Here is a 21,791-nt window from a genome sequence, read left to right as displayed (position 1 = left end):
AGAGCGGGCAGGCGAGGGAGGGTCGTCTCCCGATGCGTCCCGGTTCCGATTCCTCGGTACGGGCTCGATCACTGTCTGACCGCGACGACTAGGAACGTCTCCGGCCGCTCCGCGGCACGAACCACGTCGAAGCCGGTCGCGGAGAGCGCGTCGGTCACGTCGCCCGGAGCGAATCGCTCCGCGACCGGCGGGCCGGCCTCGCCGTCGCCGTCGGCGGACCAGTCGGCGACCACGAGCCGGCCGCCGGGGACGATGACGCGGGCGAGCGTCTCGAGGGCGTCCTCGCCCGCGAACTCGTGGTAGGTCATCGTCGAGAACGCGCCGTCGAGCGCGTCCGCCTCGAAGGGCAGGTCCGCCACGTCGCTCGTCACGAACGCGACGTTTTCGGGGGCGCCCTTCTCGCGGTAGTAGTCGTGCATCTCGGCCTGGACGTCGACCGCGTGGACGGCGCCGACGTGTGGGGCGACGTCGTCGGTATAAAACCCCGTGCCGCTGCCCAGGTCCGCGAGGACGTCGTCCGGGGCCGGGTCGATCGCCGCGAGCAGCTCCTCACGCGAGAGGTAGCGATAGCGCTCGCCCGCCTCCTCGAGCTGGGCGGCACGGTCGACGTCGAAGGTGTGAAATCCCATACGAGAACTGGACGCCCGACGGACAAAACGGGTGTGGTCCCGACGATGGCCCGGACCCCCATCGGAAAGCGGCGAACGACCGTGGACGACGATCAGTCGTCGCCGCGCGTCCCGGCGACGGCGGCGTCACGGGCCGAGTCGCGGCTACGCCAGTAGCCCTGGAGGTACGCGCCGACGAACATCCCGGCCAGCGCCCAGAGGATGGTCACGTTGCCGACCCCGAGGCTGGCGTAGGCGGCGCCCGGACAGATCCCGGACAGCCCCCAGCCGGCGCCGAAGATCGCGCCGCCGACGAGGACGTTCCGGTCGAAGGACTTCAGACGACGCTCGAAGCTATCGCCGGTCAGCGGCGCCCGGTCGAACAGCCGCGGCGCGACCAGGTACGTCAGTCCCGTGACTGCCGCGCCGCCGAACATCACGAACACGAGCCCGAAGTCCTCGAACTGGAGGAAATCCAGCACGACCTCGGGACGCGCCATGTGGCTGTACGCGAGCCCGAACCCGAAGATCAGGCCGCCGACGAGGATCAGCGGCATGAACGCCGGATGGCGGTTGGCGGCGGCCATCAGGGGCTCACCCCCATCGCGGCGACGACCTGTGCGACGCCGATCGCGACCAGCAGGAACGTCGCGACGCCGACCAACGACGTCCGGGAGGCCGACCCCACGCCGCAGACGCCGTGGCCGGAGGTACAGCCCTTGCCGATCCGGGTGCCGATCCCGACGAGGATCCCGCCGCCGAACAGGCGCCAGACCTGCACGTCGGTCGTGTACGTCCAGGCGTCGCCGAGGGTTGCGGCGTAGATCGCCGCGCCCAGGACGATGCCGAACGTGAACACGAGCCGCCAGTCGCGCGAGCCGACGTACCGCCGGAACCGGGAGCGATCGGAGACGTACGACAGGGTCGACTCCAGGAACGTGCTCGCGCCGGCGCTGATGCCGGTCCCGAGGTAGATGATGCCGGCGCCGAGCCCGACCAACAGGCCGCCGACCGCGTATCGACTGACCCCGTTGGGAAAGAGCTCGGCGAACGTCTGCAGGGGGAGTGGATCAACGACCATCGGCGTCGTCAGTCACCCGCGAGCGAGCCCTGGCTGGCGGCACAGTTGTTCGGCCCGAGCTCCAGGGTGAACGCCTCCTCGTCGTCGACGTCCTCCCGGCCGAGGTTCGCCGCGATGATGTCCTCGTAGTTGGCCGGCCGCGGCGGCATGTCCGAGAGGACCAGCTCGACGAACGCGTCCTCGTCCATCGAGAGCGCGTCCATCCGCCGTTTCAACTCGCCGATCGGTGCGGTGTAGGTCCCGTCCGCGGCCGGCTCGGCGGCATCGCTGAAGTGGGCGCCCCCGATCAGCGTGTCGTCGGGGAGCGTCAGCACGCGCTCGTGAAGCGACTCGTGGAGCAGACGGGCCGCGTCGGGCGCGCCATCGTCGCCCTCCTCGAGGTCGGGCCGGGCGACGCTCTCGATGAAGAGCCCGTCGCCGGTCGCGAGCAGGCTCCCGTCGACGAGGTAGGAGGTCATCCCGGTCGTGTGTCCCGGCGTGTGGACCGCCTCGATCTCGGCGTCGCCGACCGCGAAGACGTCGCCGTCCGCCGCGGTCGTCAGCTCCTCGGCGTAGGTGACGCCGCGGTCGACAGCGGCCTCGGGGATCACGCCCTCGACGTCCGCCGCGTCGAGGTCCCGGACTCCCGAGACGTGGTCGGCGTGGATGTGCGTGTCCAGCGCGTACGTCAGCTCGACGCCGAGGTCGTTCGCGTCCGCCAGATAACGGTCGGTGAACGCGCGCAGGGGATCGATGACCGCGGCCTCGCCGCCGTCGTACAGCAGGTAGCCCAGACAGCCCGAGGAGGGACGCTGGTACTGCAGCAGCGTCCCGGCGCCGTCGTAGCCCTCGACTTCGACGGTCTCGTAGATCCGGGCCCAGGCGTTCATTCCGCCCGCGACGTGGCGCACGTCGTAGCCGCGGTCGGCGAGCGTTCCGGCGACGAACTCGCTGGCGCCGCCCTTCGCACAGATGACGGTCACCTCGCGGTCGTCGGGGACCTGTCCGAGGGCGTCGGGATCGATCTCGTCCTCGAGAAAGTGGAAGTACGGGACGTTGATCGAGTCGACGCTCCCGCCGTCGATGTGCCACTCCTCGTACTCGGAACTCATTCGCGCGTCGAGGAGCGTGACGTCCTCGCCGGCGTCGATCCGGTCCTTCAGCGCGTTCGGTTCGATCGTTTCGACGTCCGCGTCGGGCGTCGGGAAGTCTTCCGGGTTCATTGCGTGTACCCCGAAATACCGGTCCGTCGAACATAAGACTTTGCATAGTAATGCAGTTATTATACAATATAAAGAGGTTTGATGGCGACGGCATAGCGCCGGAATGAGCCGTTCGGTCGTCCGATCGAACCGGTCAAAAGGCTCATTCACGACCACCGGGCCGCAAGATCACCGATCATCGTCGCCTCCGACACGGATCGTCGGCTCTCGGTACGGAAGCCGACGAGCGTGTTTCTCCGAACCGTATGTTGTGGTGAATGTTCAATACTCTATCGGATCGAACGGCCGGGCGACGGGGACCGGCGCCGCGACCCCGGCCGGCGTTCGGGAGGAGACTTTTAAGTAGCGTCCGGTAACGACCACGTGAATGGCGCTGCTGGAGAACCTCGTGGTGGTGTTTCTGGCCGGGCTGGTCACCGCGCTGGCGACCGGCCTCGGCGCCCTCCCGTTCCTCTTCTTCGAGGAGATCGGCGACCGATGGACGGTCGCGCTCTGGGGGCTCGCCTCCGGGATTATGGTGTCGGCGTCGCTGTTCGGACTGATTGACGAGGGGCTCGCCGAGGGCACCCCGGCCGAGATCGCGGTCGGAATGGCCGCCGGCGTCGTCCTCGTCGTGATCGCCCACGAGGTGTTGCTCGACGCCGAGATCGACCCGCGCGAGTACGAGCAGGCCGACTTCACGAAGCTCGTGTTGATCCTGGGCGTGTTGACCGTCCACAGCTTCCCGGAGGGGATCGCCGTCGGCGTCTCCTTCGCCGACCTCGGCCTCGCGGGCGGGCTCGAGCTGCTGGGGTTCACCGTCCCGCTGCTGGCGGTCTTCATGACCGTCGCGATCTCGATCCACAACGTTCCCGAGGGGACGGCGATCGCGATCCCGCTGCGGGCGATGGGCGTGTCGAAGGGGAAAATGGTCTGGTGGGCGGTCTTCTCGAGTCTTCCCCAGCCGATCGGCGCGGTGATCGCGTTCGCGTTCGTCCGGACCGCCCGGAAGTTCCTCCCGTACGGGTTCGGGTTCGCCGCGGGCGCGATGATCTATCTGGTCCTCTCGGAGTTCATCCCGGAGGCGCTGTCGATCGGCGAGCCGCTCCCGTACGGCGGGAGACGCGAGCTCGTCGCCGGCGTCGTCGTCGGGATCGCGGTGATGGTCCCGCTCGCGTTTATATGATGTCCGCCATCATTTATACGGGATCGACCTCATGGAGGAACGTCTGGAACTCCATCGTGCGCCCGTCCGGGTCCTCGGCGAAGAACTGATAGATGTCGTACTCGTCGTTCCGCCGCGGCTCCCCCCGGGCCCGGTCGGCGAGGCGGTCGTAGAAGTCGTCGACGCCCGCGCGCGTCTCCGTGACGAAGGTGAGGACGCCGTCGGTCTCGGTCTCCTCGCCGGCACAGAAGCCGAAGAGGAGGTTGTCGTACCGACAGATCGTACAGGCGGACTGCTCGAGCCAGATCTCGGCGCCGACGGTCTCGACGTAAAAGGACGCGGTCGACTCGTAGTCCGTACACCGGAAGAACACGATCCCGGACATACGGTCCGGTCGAGGGCGGCCCGGAAAAAGGTACTCGCGGTGACGTCGCGATCAAGTCGACCGGAATCGCAGCCGGATCAAACGACGTCGTCGGGGTCGTGCGCCGCGGCCATCCGGGCGGCCTCGTCCGCGTAGCGCTCGCGGCGGTCCGGGTCGTCGACGGCGCCGAGGTTTCCGGGATCGACCGCCACCGCGGCGGTCGTGTCGCGGACGTCGGTGAAGCTCGTCAGCGCGCGCTCCTTCCGGAAGTACCGCGTCCCGTCGGGAGTCGCGTACACGAGGATGACCAGGTTCTGCTCGTCGTCGGAATAGGTCCGCTCGACGAGCCACACCCGGACGGACTCCCCGTCGGAAGCGTCGGTTCCCTCCGCGGCGGTTTCAGGGTTGGCCATCGTCACCACTCCGCCGAGAGGGCCTCGAGCAGTCGGTCGACCTCGCGTTCGGTGTTGACCGCGTGCACGGAGGCGCGGACCGCCTCGGGATGCGGGAGGTCGCGAAGCCGGATCCCCTCGTCCGCGAGTCGTTCGACGGTCGCCTCCGGGTCGTCCACGTCGACGGTCACCAGCCCCGATTCGGGCTCGGCGGGGCTCAGGAGCCGGTCCGGGGGGACGCCGTCCGCGAGCCGCCCCGCGAGCTCGTCGATCCGGTCCTCGATCCGGTCGATCCCGACCGACTCCAGCGTTTCGATCGCCTCCCGAAGCGCGACGTGGGGCGCCGGGTTCGCCGTGCCGACCTCGAAGCGACGGGCGCCGGCCGCGAGGTCGTAGGGGTCCGCGGTCGGCGTCTCGACGCTCCGGTAGCCCAGCGATCGCGGGTGGAGCTGGTCGACGACGTCGTCGTCGACGTAGAGGAAGCCGCCGCCCCACAGGCCGAGCAGCCACTTGTGGCCCGCCGCCGCCACGGCGTCGGCGCCCCAGTCGGCGACGTCCATCGGCGTCTGGCCGGGGGTCTGGACCGCGTCGACGAGCGCGAACGCGCCCGCCTCGTGGGCGACGTCGACCAGCTCCGCGACGGGGAGCCGGGTGCCGTGGGTCCAGGTGATCGCCGAAAAGCAGGCGAGCCGCGCGTCCGCGACGGCCTCGGCGTACGCCTCGCGGTCGATCCGCCCCTCGGCGGTCGGAACGACGCGCACCTCGACGCCCTCCCGCTTGAGCCGGTCCCACGGGAGGATCCCGGCCGGATGTTCGAGGTCGGTCCGAACGACGACGTCCCCTGGCTCCCAGTCGATCGCGTTCGCGATCGCGTTGATCCCGGCGGTCGTGCTCTCCGTGAGCGCGATCTCCGTGGGGGCCGCGCCGACGAACGTCGCGACCGCCTCGCGGGCGTCGTCGACCGCCTCGGCGGCCGTCATATAGGGATTGGTTCGGGCCGGCGCGTCGTACTCGAACTCCTCGAGGAACGAGCCGGCCGCCTCGACGACGTACCGCGGACTCGGGCCGTGAGCGCCGTAGTTGAAGTAGTCGGCCTCCTGGAGGGCCGGTACGTCCGCCCGGAGCTCCAGCGGCGTCATCGGAGCGCCTCCGCGGTCGGCAGCACCGATCCTGCCGGTTCGGCGCTGCGTCCGATTACCGTCCCCGGTCCGAGGAACGCACTCGGTCCGACGCGTCTCCGCGATCGTCCTCGTACGACCGCACTCGTCGTCACGTCCATACGTCACGGTTCGATCGGTGGACCCATTAATCTTGTGAGAAACGTACAATATTTATACGACATACGTCGCTAGTCGGGACCCGTCATCGCGCTCGGCCGACGAGTGGCGAGTCGGGCGGCGAGTTAGGTGACGAATCGGGCGGCAGGTCGGCCGACGAATCGGGCGGCAGGTCGGCCGGCGAAGGCAGCGACCGGTCGGAGACCTAGCTCTCGGCGGGAACCGTCGCGTCGGCCGACTCGTACTTCGTCTCGAACTCCTGGATGAGCTGGCCCATCTTGGCGTACCAGTCGTTGAGCATCCGCTGCATGTCGTCGGCGATCTTCGAGGGATCGGTCGGCGAGTAGACGTGGTAGTAGCCGCCCTGGTCGTAGTTGACCTGGTCCTTCCGGATGAACCCGGTCTGCAGGAGCCGCTGGATGGCGCGGTAGGCCGTCGACCGCTCGCGGTCGACCGCCTCCGCGACCTCGTCGACGGTCAGGGGTTCCTCGGCGCGCACGAGCGCCCGGAAGCAGTCCTTATCGAGCTGTTTGAGGCCGTGGAAACACTCGAGCAGGCCCTCACACTCCATGTCCTGCTGGAGTTGTTCCGACATCGAATCTGGCATCGTATGTGTACGGCTAGCCGCCGAGCGCTTAAAAGGCTTGTGTAGAGATCGCACAAGCCTGTCTGCGGCCATCGACCGTCGACCGTCGACGGTATCGGCAGCGAGTTCCGGTTTTAAATCGGCTCGACCGTCCCGAAAGTCACGATGCGGACGACCGAGCGGACAGATCCCCCGTTTCCGACTGATCGATCGCTGTCCATTATATTGTTCTATACTCCCAAAACTCTTAATTGCCGTCGGCGCCTATCGGACGATGATGGCAACGAGATCACCAGCCGACGCGAACGGGATCGACCGCGACGAGCCGGTACACGTGAACGGTCGGGAGGCGCTCGACGACGTCGTCGCCGACGGCGGCGTCGTCCTCGTGGACTTCCACGCCGAGTGGTGCGGCCCCTGCAAGATGCTCGAGCCGGTCGTCGAGACGCTCGCGGCCGAGACGGACGCGACGGTCGCGAAGGTCGACGTCGACGACAACCAGGCGCTCGCGAGCGCCTACGGCGTGCGCGGCGTCCCCACGCTCGTGCTGTTCGCCGACGGCGAGCAGGTCGAGGAGGTCGTCGGCGCACAGCCCGAGGAACGGCTCCGGTCGTTGATCGACGAGTACGCCGACTAGCGACGGAACGCCCGAACGGCGGCTCGCGGCAACCCCATCGACCGACGAACGGGGTTCGGCTACCGATCGTTCGCCTCGGGTTTTCGGCCGCGATCGTCCATCCCTTTTAAGTACCATCGACGAACGGCCAGCGACGGGACCGTTTCGACCGATCCGATCGGCTGACCCGCTCGGTCGAGCCGGGACACACGCGATCGCGACCGAAACGGAAGCTGTCATTCCATAACTTATGAGTGAGTTATAAATGGTGGGGGAGGAGTTACCGAAATATAGTATTGTACATCTGACCCACAACCATTATATCCCAGTAGCCGGTACGCTGAGATGAGCAGAAATGTGCGAACCACGAACGACCGTCGTGCGGTCGGCTCGACGAACGGAGGAGCAGCGATAATGGCGGGACTGACGGTTCCGAGTTGGGACCCGGTCGCGGCGAGGCTGATCGGGACGGTGCTGCTGGAAGCGATCGTCCTCTACGTCGGATACGCGGGGCTCGAACGGCTCGTCGGTCCGGCGCTTATGAACGCGCTGGTCGGGGGTGACGGCGTTGGGAGCGAGTGACGTTCCGATCGATGGCGTCAGCGACGGCGGCGGTCTCATCGGCGTTGACGGCATCGGCGGTCTCATCGGCGTTGACGGCATCGGCGGCCTCATCGGCGTCGACGGCATCGGCGGCCTCGTCGGCGTCGGGAGCCTCGGCGGCGCCGGCGAGTTCACCGTCTTCGGGACCGGCCCGGAGATGGCCGCGCTGTTCGTCGGCTTCGGGCTCGTCGTCGGGATCCTCTTCGGGTTCTTCGGGATGGGCGGGTCCTTTCTGGTGACGCCCGCGCTACTGCTGTTCGGTTATCGGCCCAGCGTCGCGGTCGGCAGCGGGATGGCCTTCGTCTTCGGAACCGCGGTGATCGCCACCCTGAAACACCACGACCTCGGCCAGGTCGATTACAAGCTGGGCGGACTGATGATCGTCGGCACGACGGTCGGCATCGAGATCGGCCGGCTGACGGTCTTTCGCCTCCAGGACATCGGCCTCGCCGGCGGCGTGATCAACGCCGTCTACGTCCTGCTGCTCGGCGGGATCGGCGCGATGGTCACCCGGGACGCGCTCTCGGACGACGGGGACGGAGAGGGGGAGGAGGATGACGCGGGATCGAACGAGGGCTCAAGCGAGAGCCACGGTCACGGCCACGACCACGGCGACGCAGACGGGGGCGACCTCTCGAACCATACCCCACCGGCTATCGCAAAGCGGATCCAGGAAACCGTCCGCATCCCGCCGATGGTCACCCTTCGCGGCGACGTGCGCGTCTCCGTGTGGGTGATCACGGCCGTCGCCCTCTCGACCGGGTTCCTCTCGGGCCTGCTCGGCGTCGGCGGCGGCTTCATCCGGATGCCCGCGATGATCTACGCGATCGGCGCGCCCGTCCCGGTCGCGGTCGGCACCGACCTCTTCGAGATCGTCTTCTCGGGCGGGATCGGCAGCTACCTCTACGGGCAAAGCGGCGGCGTCGACCTCGGGATCGTCGTCCCGCTGCTGTTCGGCAGCGCGCTCGGCGCCCGGGTCGGGTCGGCCGCGACCGCGGTCGTCGATTCGGACGGCATCACCGTGTACTTCGGCGGTATGCTGCTGGCCGGCGCCGTCGCGGTCGCGGTCGGCGAGATCGGCGGCCTCCTCGGGATCGCGCTGCTCGAAACTGTCGGCCTCGTGTTGGTTCTGGGCGCCGCGGTGGCCGTCGCCGGCGCGATCGTCGTGACGACGCTGCGGCGGCTGCGGACCGGTTCCCGGACGGCCTCCGTCGCGGAGTGAGGATCGTGGAGCGAGATCGGCGGAGCGCGCCGCCGACGTCGGTCCGCCGACGGGAAAGCGATCGACGGGGAACGCTTTTGACCGCCGGTCGGGTTAACCAGGGTATGAGCGAGGACCAGGAGCCGACGCCCGGATCGACCGACGGCTCCGCGGCGACCGACGAACGCGGGACCGCCGAAACCGACACGGACGGCGATCCGGACTCGGCCGAGGAGGGAGAACCGAGTTCGACCGGGGAAGGAGGACCGGCTCCGACCGGGGAAGGAGGACCGGCTCCGACCGGGACCGGAGGGCCGAATCCGGCCGAGGAGGATGGCTCGGAGCCGACGGAGGCCGCGAGCGAACCGGGCGCGGACGATGACGTCGGCTCGGTCGTGGACGATGACGCCGAACCGGCCTCCGACGCCGCCGGATCCGAGGCCAACGAGACCGGCGATGGCCCCGAGCCGACCGGGACCGACGTCCCCGAGGACGTCCGGAAGTACGAGCGGTTCACGAAGATGGACGGCGCGCAGTACGACCGGGTCAACGAGTTCCTCCGCGACCGGACCTACATCACCGCCCGCGAGTGGGCGATCGCCCGGCTGTGTGCCGACTTCCGGACCGAGACCGGCGTCGAGATGACGAAGATCGGCGAGAACCTCCCCGAGCTGGTCCCCTTCATGACCGACACCTACACGCCGCAGGCGGTCAACCAGGCGCGCCACTCCTTCGAGGAGAAGGTGACGAAGGCGGGCGCGACGTTCCTCTACGGCGCGATGTGCGGCTTCTTCACCGCCGAGGACCTCGACGAGATGATGTACGAGGTCACCGAGATCGCCAAGTTCCTGATGGAGGTCGAGGGCGTCGACCTGGCGGTCGAGGACGAGCTGGAGGCGGAGGAACGGATCTCCAGCGTGATGCGTGAGGTCCGGGAGTCGAGCCAGCGGATCCGCGGCGAGGAGGTCCGATGCCCGGAGTGCGGCCACGTCCACGCGGCCGACGCCGAGGAGTAGGGGACGTCCCTCAGACGTCGTCCCGCGGATCGCCCTCGAAGGTGTACTCGGCCGAGTTGTCGCGCGGCTCGTAGCCGAGCACCTCGCGGGCGCGCTCGATCGAGTAGTACTTGCGGTCGTTATCGGAGATGCCGTAGACGATCTCGAAGCCGTAGTCCGCGCGGAGACAGCGGTCGAACAGGTGCGCGCAGTCGCGGTGGGAGAGCCACATCGCCTGGCCGCGCTCGTACTCGCGGGGCGGGTGGCTCCGGGTCAGGTTGCCGATCCGGACGCAGACGACGTCGATCCCGTACTCGTCGTGGTAATACCGGCCGAGCAGCTCGCCGGTCGCCTTCGAGACGCCGTAGAGGTTCGAGGGGCGGGGAAACTCCGTCCCGTCGAGGCGGTAGTCGTCGTCGGTCCGGTACAGTCCGGGCGTCCGCTCGTCGGTCTCGTAGTGGCCGACGGCGTGGTTCGAGGAGGCGTAGGCGACCCGGTCGACGCCGGCGTCGACCGCGGCCTCGAAGACGGCCCGCGTGCCGTCGATGTTGTTCCGGAGCACGCTCTCCCAGGAAGCGTCGGTCCGGGGGTCGCCGGCGAGATGGACCACCGCCTCGACGCCCGCCATCGCCTCCCGGAGCGCGTCCATATCGGTGACGTCGGCCACGTACAGGTCGTCCGCGTCGACGCCGTCGGGGATCCGGTCGGCGGCGAGCGGTTCGCGGTCGAGGAGTCGCCAGTCGTGATCGTCGCCGATCCCCCGGAGGATGGCCTGTCCGACCCGTCCTCCCGCGCCCGTCAACAGGACTGGCTGCGCCATTCGGATGTGTGTGGGCGGGTGACGGGGAAATATCGTGCGGTTCGCCGACCCGTCACTCCAGCTTCTCGCGGGAGATCGTGACGCCGGTCGGCGCGAGGATGAGCTGGTCGTCGCCCTTCTGAACGATGTCGCCGTCGACCTCCTGGGCGACCTGGCGGAGCTCGTCGACGATGTGTTCGACCGTCCGGTCGGAGGTGGAGTGTCGGGTGATGTCCGCGATGACGAGGTCGCCGTCGTAGACGGCGTCCTTGATCGGGACGACGTCGCCCTTGTCGGCGATCTCCGCGATGTGAACCTGCGTCCCTGCCTCGCCTCGGGCCTCGGCGAAGTCGTCGAGGTCGAGTTCGACGTAGTCCTCGACCGACCGGTTGCCCCCGCCGCCGAGGATCTTACTCATAATTCCCATACACCCTACTGCCGCCGAGAGGACATTAGTTCTTACGTCAGACATACCCCGATCGGCCGCCGGAAAACGGCGTCGTCGAACGCGGCCGAAGAACGCACACGGAAGCCGCAGCCAAGAACGCACACGGAAGCCGCAGCCAAGAACGCACACGAAAGCTACAGCGGAAACGCGAACGCGAACCGCGACCACCGATCGGAATCCGCCGGCATCCAAGCGGTTTTGCCCCTTCACCCCGGCGGGGGAGGTATGCAAGCAGTCGTCTGTCCGGAGTTCGCGGCGTCGACGATCGAGGACGTTCCCCGTCCGGAACCGGCGCCGGGCGAGGTCGTGGTCGCCCCCGACCGCGTCCAGTTCAGCGTGACCGAGTGCCAGCTCTTTCACGGCCGGGAGGTCGCCCACTCCGAGACGATCGCCGACCGGATCGCGGCCGGCGGCGCCCGGCTGTTCGGCCACGAGTTCTGCGGGCACGTCGACGCCGTCGGGGACGGCGTGACGTCGCTGTCGGTCGGCGACCGCGTCTACGCGCCCGGCAAGATCGCCTGCGGCGAATGCGCCTACTGTCGAGCCGGCGAGCCCTTCCACTGCGGAAACCAGACGGGAATCGGCTACGATCGTCCCGGTGCAGTCGCCGAGTACGTCGCGGTGCCCGCCGAGCCGCTGTGTCGGCTCCCGGAAGGGGTCTCCGACGCTGAGGGAGCGGCGATGCAGCCGATGGCGTCGGCCCTGCTGGCGACGGTGGACGCGGGGATCGAGCCCGGCGACGTCGTGGCCGTCGTGGGAACCGGCGTGATGGGGTATCAGGTCGGCCAGGCCGCGGCCGCCCTCGGCGCGAGCGAGGTCGTCGCGGTCGACGTTCGCGAGCGTCCCCTCTCGATCGCGGCCGACCGCGGGATGATCCCGATCGATGCCACCGAAACGGACCCCGTCGCGGCAGTGCGGGACGCGACCGACGGGGTCGGCGCCGACGTCGCGGTCGCGGCGGCCGGGGGGCGCCAGTCGCACGCGACCGAGGGGTCCGACCCGCTGGCGACCGCTCACGCGCTCGCCGCGCGGGGCGGCACGATCTGCCAGGTCGGCCACATCGAGGGCGAGCTCACCTGGCGGCCGCGGGACACGCGCTCGAAGAAGCTCACGTGGGTGAACCCCCGTACCGGAAGCGTCCCGCTGGGACCGAACCGGACCACCGGCGAGCTCGCCGCCGAGTGGGTCGCGGACGGAACCGTCTCGATCGAGGAGTACGTTACACACGAGCTGACGGGGCTGGAGTCGTTCGAGGAGGCGATCGAGATCACCCTCGAGAAGGACGCGTACGACGCGCTCGGACCGGCACAGATCGTGATCGAACGGTAACGAAGCGAGGACGAACGAGCGGTCGCGGATCGAGGAAAAACGGAATCGGGTCGGGCGGGCCGAGATCGGTCGGACGACGGTTCAGGGTCGGATCGACGGGGTGAGCATAGGTGGCGTAACCGACGTGGTTACATCATGCCGCCCATGCCGCCGCCCATGCCGCCCATACCGCCGGCGCCGCCGGGCGCGCCGCCCTCCTCGTCGCCGCCGGCGGTGGACAGGTCGCCCGCGGAGATGATGTCGTCGATCTTGAGGACGAGGTTGGCGGCCTCGGTGGCCGAGGAGAGCGCCTGCTCCTTGGCGTGGGCCGTCTCCACGACGCCGGCGTCGAAGGTGTCGACGACGTCGCCCGTGAAGGCGTTCAGACCCGCGCGGGAGTCGCCGGACTCGTGGGCCGCACGCAGGTCCACGAGCAGGTCGATCGCGTCGAGGCCCGCGTTCGCGGCGAGGGTGCGCGGGACGAGCTCGAGGGCGTCGGCGAACGCCTCGACGGCCAGCTGCTCGCGCCCCTCGATGGAGTCGGCGTGGTCGCGGAGCCGGCTGGCGAGCTCGACCTCGATGGCGCCGCCGCCCGCGATGGTGCGGCCGTCGGAGACCGTGGTCGAGACGACGTCGATGGCGTCGTTGATGCCGCGCTCGAGCTCGTCGACGACGTGCTCGGTCGAGCCGCGGAGCAGGAGCGTGACGCCGTGGGCGTCCTCACCCTCGACGTAGAACAGCCCGTCCTCCTCGTCGCGGGAGACGGAGCCGACCGCGACGTCGTCGGCCGACAGGTCGTCGAGGTCGGTGACGATGGGCGCACCGAGCACGTTCTTCAGGAACGAGAGGTCGGACTTCTTCACGCGGCGGACGGCGAGGATGCCCTCCTTCGCGAGGAAGTGCTGGGCCATGTCGTCGATGCCCTTCTGACAGAAGACGACGTCGGCGCCGGACTCGACGATGCGGTCCACCTTCTCGCGGAGCTGCGTTTCCTCCTGGTCGAGGAACTGCTGGAGCTGGTCGGGGTCCTCGATGGAGACGGACGTGTCGGCGTCGGCCTCCTCGACCTCGATCGGCTCGTTGAGCAGCAGGACGTTCGCGGACTCGAAGTCCGTCGGCATCCCGTCCTGGACGGGGTCCTTGTCGATGACCGCGCCCGAGAGGAGCTCGGACTCGCCGGCCGGGCTGCCGGTCTGGGTCTCGATCTTCAGGTTCTGGAGGTCGACCACGTGGGAGCCGTCGTCGGCCTCCACGGTGATGGCCTGGACGGCGCGGACGACGAGGTCCGCGAGGACGTCCTTCTCGAGCTCGGCGCCCTTGCCCGTCATCGAGGTCTCGGCGACCGCTTTGATGAGGTCGGTGTCGTCGGGGTCGACCGGCTCGGCGATCTCGTCGACCTCCTGGCGGGCGTACTCGCTCGCCAGGTTGAAGCCCTTGATGACCGCCGTCGGGTGGATGTCCTGCTCGAGGAGGTCCTCGGCGTTCTTGAGGAGCTCACCCGCGATCGCGACGGCCGTCGTCGTGCCGTCGCCGGCCTCGTCCTCCTGCGTCTCGGCGACCTCGACGATCATCTCGGCCGTCGGGTTGTCGATGTCCATCTCCTTGAGGATGGTGACGCCGTCGTTGGTGATGGTGACGTCGCCCATCGAGTCGACGAGCATCTTGTCCATCCCCTTCGGGCCGAGCGTCGATCGAACCGCCTCGGCGACGGCGCGCGCCGCCGAGATGTTGTACTCCTGCGCGTCCTTGTCCTTGACGCGCTGGGCGTCCTCGCCCATAATGATCATCGGCTGGCCTTGCTGCATTCGCTGACTCATAGACAAGGGAGGATTGATTGTGATTCTATATAAACCCATCGTCACCGGTTCGACGGTGGGGAAACGAAGAGGGATGAATTCCGAGACAAAACCGACTGATTGCGTCGCCTTGAGACGAAATGAACGCTGGATGATGACGAACCTCCGCGATCCCGGAACGCCCTGAGATCCCCTCGTTTAAGTATGGTAACTACTGTCACGATCAGGGCGTCGTCGAACGGGCGGGACCAGCAAAACGGTCGAATCGGATCGATCGGAGAGCGGTGGGCGGGACGAAGCGGTCAACGCCGTCGAGTTACTTATAAAAGGCCGCGAACGGGCGGGAAACGAACGACGGACGAACGAATCGGAAACCGAAGGACGGACGAACGAATCGGAAACCGAAGGACGGAGCAACGGATCGGGAATCGAACGACGAGCAGGGAGCGAGAGTCGAACGACGGGCAGGGAGCGAGAGTCGAACGACGGGCAGGGAGCGAGAGTCGAATGACGGACAAACGAGCCTACTCCGTCTCGTCGGCGTCGAGGATCTCCGAGTCGATCTCCTCGTCCTCGGGCTCCGGCGGCTCCTCCTCGGCGGTGAGTTCCCGCTCCGCGAGGCGGTTCTCCAGCTGGCGGCGCTTGTTTCGTCCCTTCTTCTCGCGCCCGGATTTGGTGTCTGGCATCGTCAGTTGTGGTAACAGCCCACATACTTAAGAACGTTTGCACGGATCGTCGGGATCGACGGTCCCGACCCCGGGCCGCTAACGACCACCTTTTTAAATCATCCAGTCGTCAGTTAGGCCGTTGATGACCGATCCGAAGGACACGATCACGATCGAGAACGTCGTCGCGTCGACGGGGATCGGCCAGGAGCTCGACCTCGAGAGCGTCGCGATGGACCTGGAGGGCGCGGACTACGACCCCGAGCAGTTCCCCGGCCTCGTCTACCGCACCCAGTCGCCGAAGTCGGCCGCACTCATCTTCCGGTCGGGAAAGATCGTCTGTACCGGCGCGAAGTCGACGGACGCGGTCCACGAGAGCCTCCACATCGTCTTCGACGAACTGCGCGCCCTCGAGATCCCGGTCGCGGATGAGCCGGAGATCACGGTCCAGAACATCGTCACCTCCGCGGATCTGGGCGACGACCTCAACCTGAACGCGATCGCGATCGGCCTCGGGTTGGAGCACATCGAGTACGAGCCCGAGCAGTTCCCCGGCCTCGTCTACCGGCTCGACGACCCCGACGTGGTCGCGCTGCTGTTCGGATCCGGCAAGCTCGTGATCACCGGCGGCAAGGAGCCGGCGGACGCCGAACGCGCCGTCGACGTCATCGTCGAGCGGCTCGAGGAGCTCGGGCTGTTCGGCTGAGCCCGCGTGATGGTCCCCCTCCAGCTTCAGAGCGGCGTCAGCCCGATCGCCGTCCTCGGTACGCTCGTCCTCTTCTCGCTCGGGCTCGCCGTGACGGCCCACGTCGCCGCCCGAAACGTCGTCGCCGACCCGGACCCGAAACGGGCCCTTCTGGTCGGTCCCTGGCCCGCGATCGTGAGCATCGTCGGCGGCACGCTCACGCTCCCGGCCACGATCACCCTTCCCGTCGCGATCGCGCTCGACGCCGCGGCGATCCGGTGGGCCTACGGCGGTCCGCCGCGCCGCACCGCGACCATCACGGTCATCCACTTCACCGTCACCGTCCTCGTGACCGTGGTCGTCGTCGCCGCCTCGATCATCTGGGCGAGCCGCCCGACGTGATCGAGCAATCCACGCGGACCTTTTTGTCCGTTGCCGCGCCATCGGACGATGGATGTCCAGCCGAACCCGAATCGCTCGCGTCGTCCCGACGCCGGTCCGACGAGCCCTCTGGAACGGCGAGGAGGCCCGCCCACGCACGCCGATCCGCCTCGTGCTCGCCATCGCCGTGTTCCTCGCGATCGCGATCGGCGCCAGCATCGCGGTCGGAGCGCTGTCGCTGCCGACCCCCGAGGGAACCGCGGCGCTCGTCGTCGCCGGCGCGGGGAGCCTGGCAGTCACGGCCGTCGGCTGCACCGTCGCCGCCCGGGTCGTCGACCGGCGCCCGCTCGCCGATTACGGGCTTCGGATCGACCGCGGGTGGTGGATCGACTGCGGCTTCGGGCTCGCGCTCGGCGCCGCCCTGCAGGCCGCGATCTTCCTCGCGGGCTGGGCCGCGGGGTGGTACGTCCCCCGCGAGACGCTGGTCTCCCGGTCGGGCGAGCCGGTCCTCCTCGCGTTCGCGGGGGTGCTGGCGTTCTTCCTGGCGGTCGGGATCTACGAGGAACTGCTCGTCCGCGGCTGGCTGCTGACGAACCTCGCGGAGGGGTTCCGGGTCGTCGGCGACCGGTTCGCGGCCGCGCTGGCGACGGTCCTGTCGGCGGGCGTTTTCGGGGTTCTTCACGCCACCAACCCCAACGCGACGGCGCTCTCGACCGCGATCATCGGCCTGGCCGGGGTGTTCCTCGCGCTCGGCTACCTCCTCACCGGGGAGCTCGCGATCCCGATCGGCGTGCACGTGACCTGGAACCTCGTCCAGGGCGCGGGATTCGGCTTCGGCGTCTCTGGCGTCTCCCTGCCGGTCACCGCGATCGAGACGCGGGTCGTCGGACCGACGGTTCTCACGGGCGGCCGGTTCGGTCCGGAGGGCGGCCTTCTGGGCCTGGGCGGGGTCCTTCTCGGTTGTGCGGCGATCGCGTGGTGGGTCCGCCGGCGGACCGGGGGGATCCGGCTCCACCCGGCCGTGACCGACCCCGACCTGCGCAAGGCCGACTCCGAACTGCTCGGGGCCGAGACTGGAGGCGACGGGAAACGGACGGCGGAGTGAGCGAACGAGCGGCCGACGGCGGGTTAGAGAACGAGCGGCCGACGGCGGGTTAGAGAACGAGCGGCCGACGGCGGGTTAGAGAACGAGCGGCCGACGGCGGAACGAATTGACGAGCGCCGAACAGCGGAGCGACCGGATCGCCGGTGATCACTCCACGAGGCGCTCGATCTCGGTGACGAGGATCCCGCTCGCGCCGACGTCCTTGAGGTCGGTGATGACCGAGAAGACGTCGCGCTCGTCGACGACGGCGTGGACCGCCACGGTCCCGTCGCCGTTCTCGTCGGCCTCGACGTCCATCACCGTCGGGCCGTCGAGACCGGGGAGGACGTCCTTGACCGCCGGGAGCTCGTCTTTCGGAGCGTTCATCATCAGGTAGCGCTTGTCCTCGGCGGCGAGGACGGATCGGAGCGCGGTCACGACCTGCTGGACCTTCGCGTCGTCGACGACGTCCGGACGGGCGAACAGCCGCACCGAGGAGTCGAGCACCTCGTCGATGACCGCGAGGCGGTTCACCCGCAGCGTCGTGCCGGTCGAGGTGATGTCGACGATCGCGTCGGCCATCTCGACGTGTGGGGTGAGCTCGGTCGCGCCGGTGACGGTGACGATCTCCGCGTCGACCCCGGCCGACTCGAAGTACGACCGCGTGATCGTGGGGAACTCCGTCGCGACCGTCCGTCCTTCCAGGTCCGCGACCGACTCGATCCCGCCGTCCTCCGGCGCGGCGAGGACAAGGCGACAGGACCCGTACTCGAGGTCCAGCAGGTCGACGAGGGCGTCCTCGTCGACCGTCTCCGCGTCACCCGAAGCCCCCCCGGTCGAACCGTCCACGTCGGCAGCGGCCGCGGTCTCGACCACGCCGCCGGATTCGGTGGCCTGATCGAGCCCGGTGATGCCGAGATCGGCAGCGCCGTCGCGGACGTACTCGGGAATGTCGGCCGCGCGCGCGTACAGGATCGAGACGTCCGGGTCGACGGTGTCGGCGTACAGCTGCCGGTCCGCCGTCCGCTCGACGTGCAGTCCGGCGCGTTCGAGCAGCTCGATCGTCGGCTCGTGGAGACGGCCCTTGTTGGGGACGGCGATGCGCATACCCGACCAACGCGGGGCGGGTGGAAACCGTTTTCGTCACGAGCGGGTTCCGCGATCGTCGTCCGCGACCACGTCCTCGAACCGCCGTTCGCGTCCACGCCCTCGAGCTGCCGTTCGCGTCCACGCCCTCGAGCTGCCGTTCGCGTCCACGCCCTCGAGCTGCCGTTCGCGTCCACGCCCTCGAGCCGCCGTCCACACCCACGCCCTCGAGCTGCCGCCGGATCACCGGCGTCCGTCAACGGTCCCATCGCGGTCAACGCCGATCACGTGAACCGCGGTCGGGTCGAAGCGGACGGATACGACCCCCGAAAGCGGGTCACGCGTCCGGCCGACGAGCGACCGGTCGTTCCGGCGAAGGTGAACCCGCGTCGTTTCGCCGAGGAATTCGGCGCTCTCGACCGTGGCTCGGAGGGCGTTCGCGGCGCCCTCACGGCTCGAGTCCGGATCCTCGAGGAATCGAAGGTCCTCGGGACGAACGCAGACGGTGAGACGGTCCCCGACGCGAACGGAGCGCCGTCCGTCCGACCCACCACCGTCGTCGACGGACCGATCCCCCAGGGCGACCCGGATCGACGTGTCGTCGACCGCGAGCGTGGCGAGACGATCCCCGGCGGATGCTTCCACGGATCGATCGACGGCGTCGGCTTCCGGGGTGACGTCGCGCACGGTCCCGGAGAACACGTTGTTGTCGCCGACGAACTCGGCGACGAACCGGGTCGTCGGCCGGCGATAGACGCGTCTGGGGGTATCGACCTGTTCGACCTGCCCCGCGTTCATCACGGCGACGCGGTCGGAGACGGCGAGCGCCTCCTCCTGGTCGTGGGTGACGTAGACGGTGGTGATGTCGAGCTCGCGCTGGATCGACCGCACCTGCATCCGGAGGCGCTCGCGGAGCTTCGCGTCGAGCGCGCTCATCGGTTCGTCGAGCAGCAGGACCTCCGGACCGGGGGCCAGCGCCCGGGCGATCGCGACGCGCTGGCGCTGGCCCCCCGACAGCTCGTCCGGGTCGCGGTCGGTCATCCCGGGCAGGTCGACGAGGTCGAGCAGCTCCGTCACGCGCTCCTCGCGGGAGACGTCACCCGGCGGGTCCGCAAAGCGGAGCCCGTAGGCGACGTTCTCGCCGACGGTCATGTGCGGGAACAGCGCGTAGTTCTGGAAGACGACGCCGACGTCCCGGTCCTCGGGCGGGACGCCGGCGACGTCCCGGTCGCCGAAGCGGACCGTCCCGGAGGAGGGGGCCTCGAAGCCGCCGATCAGCCGGAGCGTGGTGGTCTTCCCGCACCCGGATGGACCGACGAGCGTGAAGAACTCGCCCTGCCGGACCCGGATCGAGACGCCGTCCACCGCCGCGGTGTCGCCGTACCGGCGCGTGACGTCGGCGAGTTCGAGGGCGATCGGGGAATCGGCACTCGGTTCGGCGTCCGGTTGGGCGACTGAGTCGGCGTCCGGTTGGGCGACTGAGTCGGCGTCCGGTTGGGCGACTGAGTCGGCGTCCGAGTCGGTGGCTGGTTCGGCGTCGGAGTCGGAATTAGAGACCACCGTGATCACCTCCGAGTCGGTCGATAACGACGAAGCTCGCCGTGGTGACGAGCAGGAGGACGACGCCCATCGCGGTCGCGGGACCGACCCGGCGCCCGATGAACCGCTCGATCGCGATCGGCATCGTGTACTGGTCGGTGCCGGTCGCGAGCACGACCGTGGCCGAGAACTCGCCGACCGAGATCGCGAACGCGAACGCCGCCCCGGCGACGACGCCCGGCCAGACGAGCGGGAGCTCGACGTCGAGAAGCGCCCGGAGGCGGGAGGCCCCGAGCGCCCGCGCGGACTCGGCCAGCGACCGGTCGAGCGACTCGAGTCCCGGCGCGACGGTCCGCACCACGAACGGGTAGCCGGCCACGGCGTGGGCGGCCACGATCGCGACCGCGCCGCCGACCGCGATCCGCGTCCCCGCGACCTCCACGCCGAAGACGAGCCCCCGGAGCAGCCCGAGTCCGACGACGATCCCCGAGACCGCGAGCGGGGCCATCGCCGCGGCGTCGACCAACTTCCGGCCGCGGTACTCGCGGGTCGTCAGCACGGAGACGACCACGCCCATCGGGAGCGCGACCGCGAGCGCCGCGAGCCCGAACAGCAGCGAGTTCCGAACCGCGTCCCACGGCTGCACCTGAAACGCCGCCCCGGTGCGCTGTCGCTCCAGCAGGAACCGGTAGTGTTCGAGGGTGACGCCGTCGGGGCCGGTGACGCTGGCCCAGAGCATACTCGCGATCGGCGCGAGAAACACCAGCGCGGCGACCAGGGCGTAGACGGCGAGCCCGGCGCGGGGCAGGAGTTCGCGGAGGGTGCCCGACCGGAATCCCGACGGCGGTCGAAGCGACCGCCGGGGGAGCGGACGGGCGCCGCGGGACCGAACCGTGTGGGCGGCCTCGTACCGGAGGTAGCCGTACAGCAGCGTCAACGAGATCGCCAGCTCCACGAGCGCGAGCGCGGCCGCCTCGGCGTACTCGAGGTCGCGAACCAGCCGGTAGACGAACACCTCCACGGTCGCGAGCTCGAAGCCGCCGAGCGCGAGCACGATCGGGAAGCTCCCGAAGGTGAACACGAACGAGAGCGCGGCGCCGAGGAGGACCGCCGGGTACACCTGCGGCGCGACCACGTCGACGAACGCCCGAAGCGGGCTCGCGCCGAGGCTGCGTGCGGTCTCGACCGCGCTCGCGTCGACCGACTCCCAGGCGGCGGTCGTCACGCGCGTGACGAGCGGTGCGTTATAAAAGGCGTGGGCGATCACGATCGCCTCCAGCGTGTACAGGAGCTCGACCCGCGGGAGCCCGATCGCCGCGAGGGCGGCGTTCAGCGTGCCCGACCGGCCGAACGTGGCGACGAACCCGGCCGCGACCATGATCGACGGGAGGACGAACGGGAGGATCGTCACCGACCGCAGGACCCGGCGACCGGGGAACTCGAAGCGGGCCAGCAGGTACGCGCCCGGAAGCCCGAGGGCGACGCTCGCGAGCGTCGACAGGGCCGCCTGATAGGCGGTGAACCCCACGATCCCGAGCCGGCGGTCGGGGCTGACGACGTCGCGAAGGACCACGGTCGGGGACTCCCCAGCGAGCAGCCGCGCGAGGTCGCCGAAGTAGAACGGATCCCGAAGGATCTCGAGAAACGCAGCGAACGTGAGCGTGCCGTCGAGACGCACCGCCTCGATCAGGACGGTGGCGACGGGGTAATAGAAGACGACGACGAGGACGAGAACCGTGGGGATCGCCAGCGCCACGAGGGCGTGACTGCCGAGTCGCCGACGAATCCGCTCGCCGAAAGCGAGGAGGGAGGTGGGTGCGTTCACGGGCTGGCCCTCCGTCGATGCGGGGATCGTCGGCCAGCAGGGGTAACGTGGAAGCGCCGCTGGCCAGCAGGGGCGACGTGTCCGGCCCTACGGGCGGCGTCGGCGA

The 21,791-nt window shown here is 69.1% G+C and carries 24 protein-coding genes; 9 read left to right on the top strand and 15 right to left on the bottom strand.

Going from position 1 to position 21,791, the window contains the following annotated elements; translation table 11 throughout:
• Positions 1-68: 68 nt before the first annotated feature.
• From BLV25_RS04105 to BLV25_RS04090, 4 genes are all read right to left on the bottom strand, one after another.
• Complete coding sequence (locus BLV25_RS04105) at positions 69-629, bottom strand: class I SAM-dependent methyltransferase (RefSeq protein WP_039399950.1); 561 nt, start codon at positions 627-629, stop codon at positions 69-71.
• A 92-nt stretch (positions 630-721) separates the two neighbouring features.
• On the bottom strand, positions 722-1,195 hold the full coding sequence (locus tag BLV25_RS04100) for a YeeE/YedE family protein (RefSeq protein ID WP_021075048.1): 474 nt from the start codon (positions 1,193-1,195) through the stop codon (positions 722-724).
• Positions 1,195-1,689 carry a YeeE/YedE family protein gene (locus BLV25_RS04095; RefSeq protein ID WP_021075049.1) on the bottom strand — a complete coding sequence of 165 codons (495 nt, stop codon included), beginning with the start codon at positions 1,687-1,689 and terminating at the stop codon, positions 1,195-1,197. Before BLV25_RS04095 ends, BLV25_RS04100 begins: the two co-directional genes overlap by 1 nt.
• An 8-nt stretch (positions 1,690-1,697) precedes the next feature.
• Positions 1,698-2,891, bottom strand: coding sequence for an MBL fold metallo-hydrolase (locus BLV25_RS04090; RefSeq protein ID WP_021075050.1), 1,194 nt, complete (start codon positions 2,889-2,891; stop codon positions 1,698-1,700).
• Between the two features lie 367 nt (positions 2,892-3,258).
• On the opposite strand from BLV25_RS04090, the gene BLV25_RS04085 reads away from it, so the two are divergent.
• On the top strand, positions 3,259-4,056 hold the full coding sequence (locus BLV25_RS04085; protein WP_092731022.1) for a ZIP family metal transporter: 798 nt from the start codon (positions 3,259-3,261) through the stop codon (positions 4,054-4,056).
• Between the two features lie 13 nt (positions 4,057-4,069).
• On the opposite strand, the gene BLV25_RS04080 is transcribed toward BLV25_RS04085, so the two are convergent.
• The 4 genes from BLV25_RS04080 to BLV25_RS04065 form a co-directional block, all read right to left on the bottom strand.
• Complete coding sequence (locus BLV25_RS04080; RefSeq protein WP_092731020.1) at positions 4,070-4,420, bottom strand: VOC family protein; 351 nt, start codon at positions 4,418-4,420, stop codon at positions 4,070-4,072.
• Positions 4,421-4,497: 77 nt separating this feature from the next.
• Entirely contained in the window at positions 4,498-4,812 is a 315-nt protein-coding gene (locus BLV25_RS04075; protein ID WP_092731018.1) for a hypothetical protein, read from the bottom strand.
• A 2-nt stretch (positions 4,813-4,814) separates the two neighbouring features.
• Entirely contained in the window at positions 4,815-5,930 is a 1,116-nt protein-coding gene (locus tag BLV25_RS04070; RefSeq protein WP_092731016.1) for an aminotransferase class V-fold PLP-dependent enzyme, read from the bottom strand.
• A 343-nt stretch (positions 5,931-6,273) separates the two neighbouring features.
• Entirely contained in the window at positions 6,274-6,675 is a 402-nt protein-coding gene (locus BLV25_RS04065; RefSeq protein WP_021075055.1) for a helix-turn-helix domain-containing protein, read from the bottom strand.
• A 256-nt stretch (positions 6,676-6,931) separates the two neighbouring features.
• Between BLV25_RS04065 and trxA the strand changes: the two genes are divergently transcribed.
• From trxA to BLV25_RS04050, 4 genes are all read left to right on the top strand, one after another.
• A complete protein-coding gene (gene trxA, locus BLV25_RS04060) occupies positions 6,932-7,291 on the top strand; it encodes a thioredoxin (RefSeq protein ID WP_092731014.1) in 360 nt (119 codons plus the stop codon).
• A gap of 393 nt (positions 7,292-7,684) precedes the next feature.
• The gene (locus BLV25_RS17260) at positions 7,685-7,852 is read left to right on the top strand and encodes a DUF7512 family protein (RefSeq protein WP_021075058.1); all 168 of its coding nucleotides are present in this window, start codon (positions 7,685-7,687) and stop codon (positions 7,850-7,852) included.
• Between the two features lie 178 nt (positions 7,853-8,030).
• Positions 8,031-9,095: a sulfite exporter TauE/SafE family protein gene (locus tag BLV25_RS04055; protein WP_092731230.1), complete on the top strand. Its 1,065-nt coding sequence runs from the start codon at positions 8,031-8,033 to the stop codon at positions 9,093-9,095.
• 104 nt (positions 9,096-9,199) lie between these two features.
• The gene (locus tag BLV25_RS04050; RefSeq protein WP_092731012.1) at positions 9,200-10,090 is read left to right on the top strand and encodes a DUF5806 family protein; all 891 of its coding nucleotides are present in this window, start codon (positions 9,200-9,202) and stop codon (positions 10,088-10,090) included.
• Positions 10,091-10,100: 10 nt separating this feature from the next.
• Here the strand turns inward: BLV25_RS04050 and azf are convergent, their stop codons facing one another.
• Both azf and BLV25_RS04040 read right to left on the bottom strand, forming a co-directional pair.
• Positions 10,101-10,889 carry an NAD-dependent glucose-6-phosphate dehydrogenase Azf gene (gene azf, locus BLV25_RS04045; RefSeq protein WP_021075062.1) on the bottom strand — a complete coding sequence of 263 codons (789 nt, stop codon included), beginning with the start codon at positions 10,887-10,889 and terminating at the stop codon, positions 10,101-10,103.
• Between the two features lie 52 nt (positions 10,890-10,941).
• Entirely contained in the window at positions 10,942-11,295 is a 354-nt protein-coding gene (locus tag BLV25_RS04040; RefSeq protein WP_021075063.1) for a cell division protein SepF, read from the bottom strand.
• Between the two features lie 246 nt (positions 11,296-11,541).
• Here BLV25_RS04040 and BLV25_RS04035 point away from each other — a divergent pair, with 246 nt between their 5' ends.
• Positions 11,542-12,645, top strand: coding sequence for a zinc-dependent alcohol dehydrogenase (locus tag BLV25_RS04035; RefSeq protein ID WP_021075064.1), 1,104 nt, complete (start codon positions 11,542-11,544; stop codon positions 12,643-12,645).
• Between the two features lie 128 nt (positions 12,646-12,773).
• Here the strand turns inward: BLV25_RS04035 and thsB are convergent, their stop codons facing one another.
• Positions 12,774-14,429, bottom strand: coding sequence for a thermosome subunit beta (thsB, locus tag BLV25_RS04030; RefSeq protein ID WP_049817638.1), 1,656 nt, complete (start codon positions 14,427-14,429; stop codon positions 12,774-12,776).
• 515 nt (positions 14,430-14,944) lie between these two features.
• Entirely contained in the window at positions 14,945-15,106 is a 162-nt protein-coding gene (locus BLV25_RS17255) for a hypothetical protein (protein ID WP_021075066.1), read from the bottom strand.
• A gap of 124 nt (positions 15,107-15,230) precedes the next feature.
• Between BLV25_RS17255 and BLV25_RS04025 the strand changes: the two genes are divergently transcribed.
• Genes BLV25_RS04025 through BLV25_RS04015 form a run of 3 tightly spaced genes read left to right on the top strand, consistent with a single transcriptional unit; the run spans position 15,231 to position 17,256 of the window.
• A complete protein-coding gene (locus BLV25_RS04025; protein ID WP_021075067.1) occupies positions 15,231-15,791 on the top strand; it encodes a TATA-box-binding protein in 561 nt (186 codons plus the stop codon).
• 9 nt (positions 15,792-15,800) lie between these two features.
• Positions 15,801-16,172, top strand: a complete 372-nt coding sequence (locus BLV25_RS04020; protein ID WP_021075068.1) for a DUF7473 family protein — start codon at positions 15,801-15,803, stop codon at positions 16,170-16,172.
• A 52-nt stretch (positions 16,173-16,224) separates the two neighbouring features.
• On the top strand, positions 16,225-17,256 hold the full coding sequence (locus BLV25_RS04015; protein WP_092731010.1) for a CPBP family intramembrane glutamic endopeptidase: 1,032 nt from the start codon (positions 16,225-16,227) through the stop codon (positions 17,254-17,256).
• Positions 17,257-17,403: 147 nt separating this feature from the next.
• Here the strand turns inward: BLV25_RS04015 and hisG are convergent, their stop codons facing one another.
• The 3 genes from hisG to BLV25_RS04000 all read right to left on the bottom strand — a co-directional run bounded on the left by hisG (position 17,404) and on the right by BLV25_RS04000 (position 21,646).
• Positions 17,404-18,342: an ATP phosphoribosyltransferase gene (gene hisG, locus BLV25_RS04010; protein WP_021075070.1), complete on the bottom strand. Its 939-nt coding sequence runs from the start codon at positions 18,340-18,342 to the stop codon at positions 17,404-17,406.
• 222 nt (positions 18,343-18,564) lie between these two features.
• Positions 18,565-19,737 carry an ABC transporter ATP-binding protein gene (locus tag BLV25_RS04005; RefSeq protein WP_256335652.1) on the bottom strand — a complete coding sequence of 391 codons (1,173 nt, stop codon included), beginning with the start codon at positions 19,735-19,737 and terminating at the stop codon, positions 18,565-18,567.
• 133 nt (positions 19,738-19,870) lie between these two features.
• Positions 19,871-21,646 carry an ABC transporter permease gene (locus BLV25_RS04000; protein WP_394327113.1) on the bottom strand — a complete coding sequence of 592 codons (1,776 nt, stop codon included), beginning with the start codon at positions 21,644-21,646 and terminating at the stop codon, positions 19,871-19,873.
• Between the last annotated feature and the right edge of the window lie 145 nt (positions 21,647-21,791).

This window comes from Halopenitus persicus (assembly GCF_900107205.1).
Classification (GTDB): domain Archaea; phylum Halobacteriota; class Halobacteria; order Halobacteriales; family Haloferacaceae; genus Halopenitus; species Halopenitus persicus.
The sequence above is the reverse complement of the archived record's forward strand: the minus strand, read 5'-3'. Positions and strand labels throughout refer to the sequence as shown.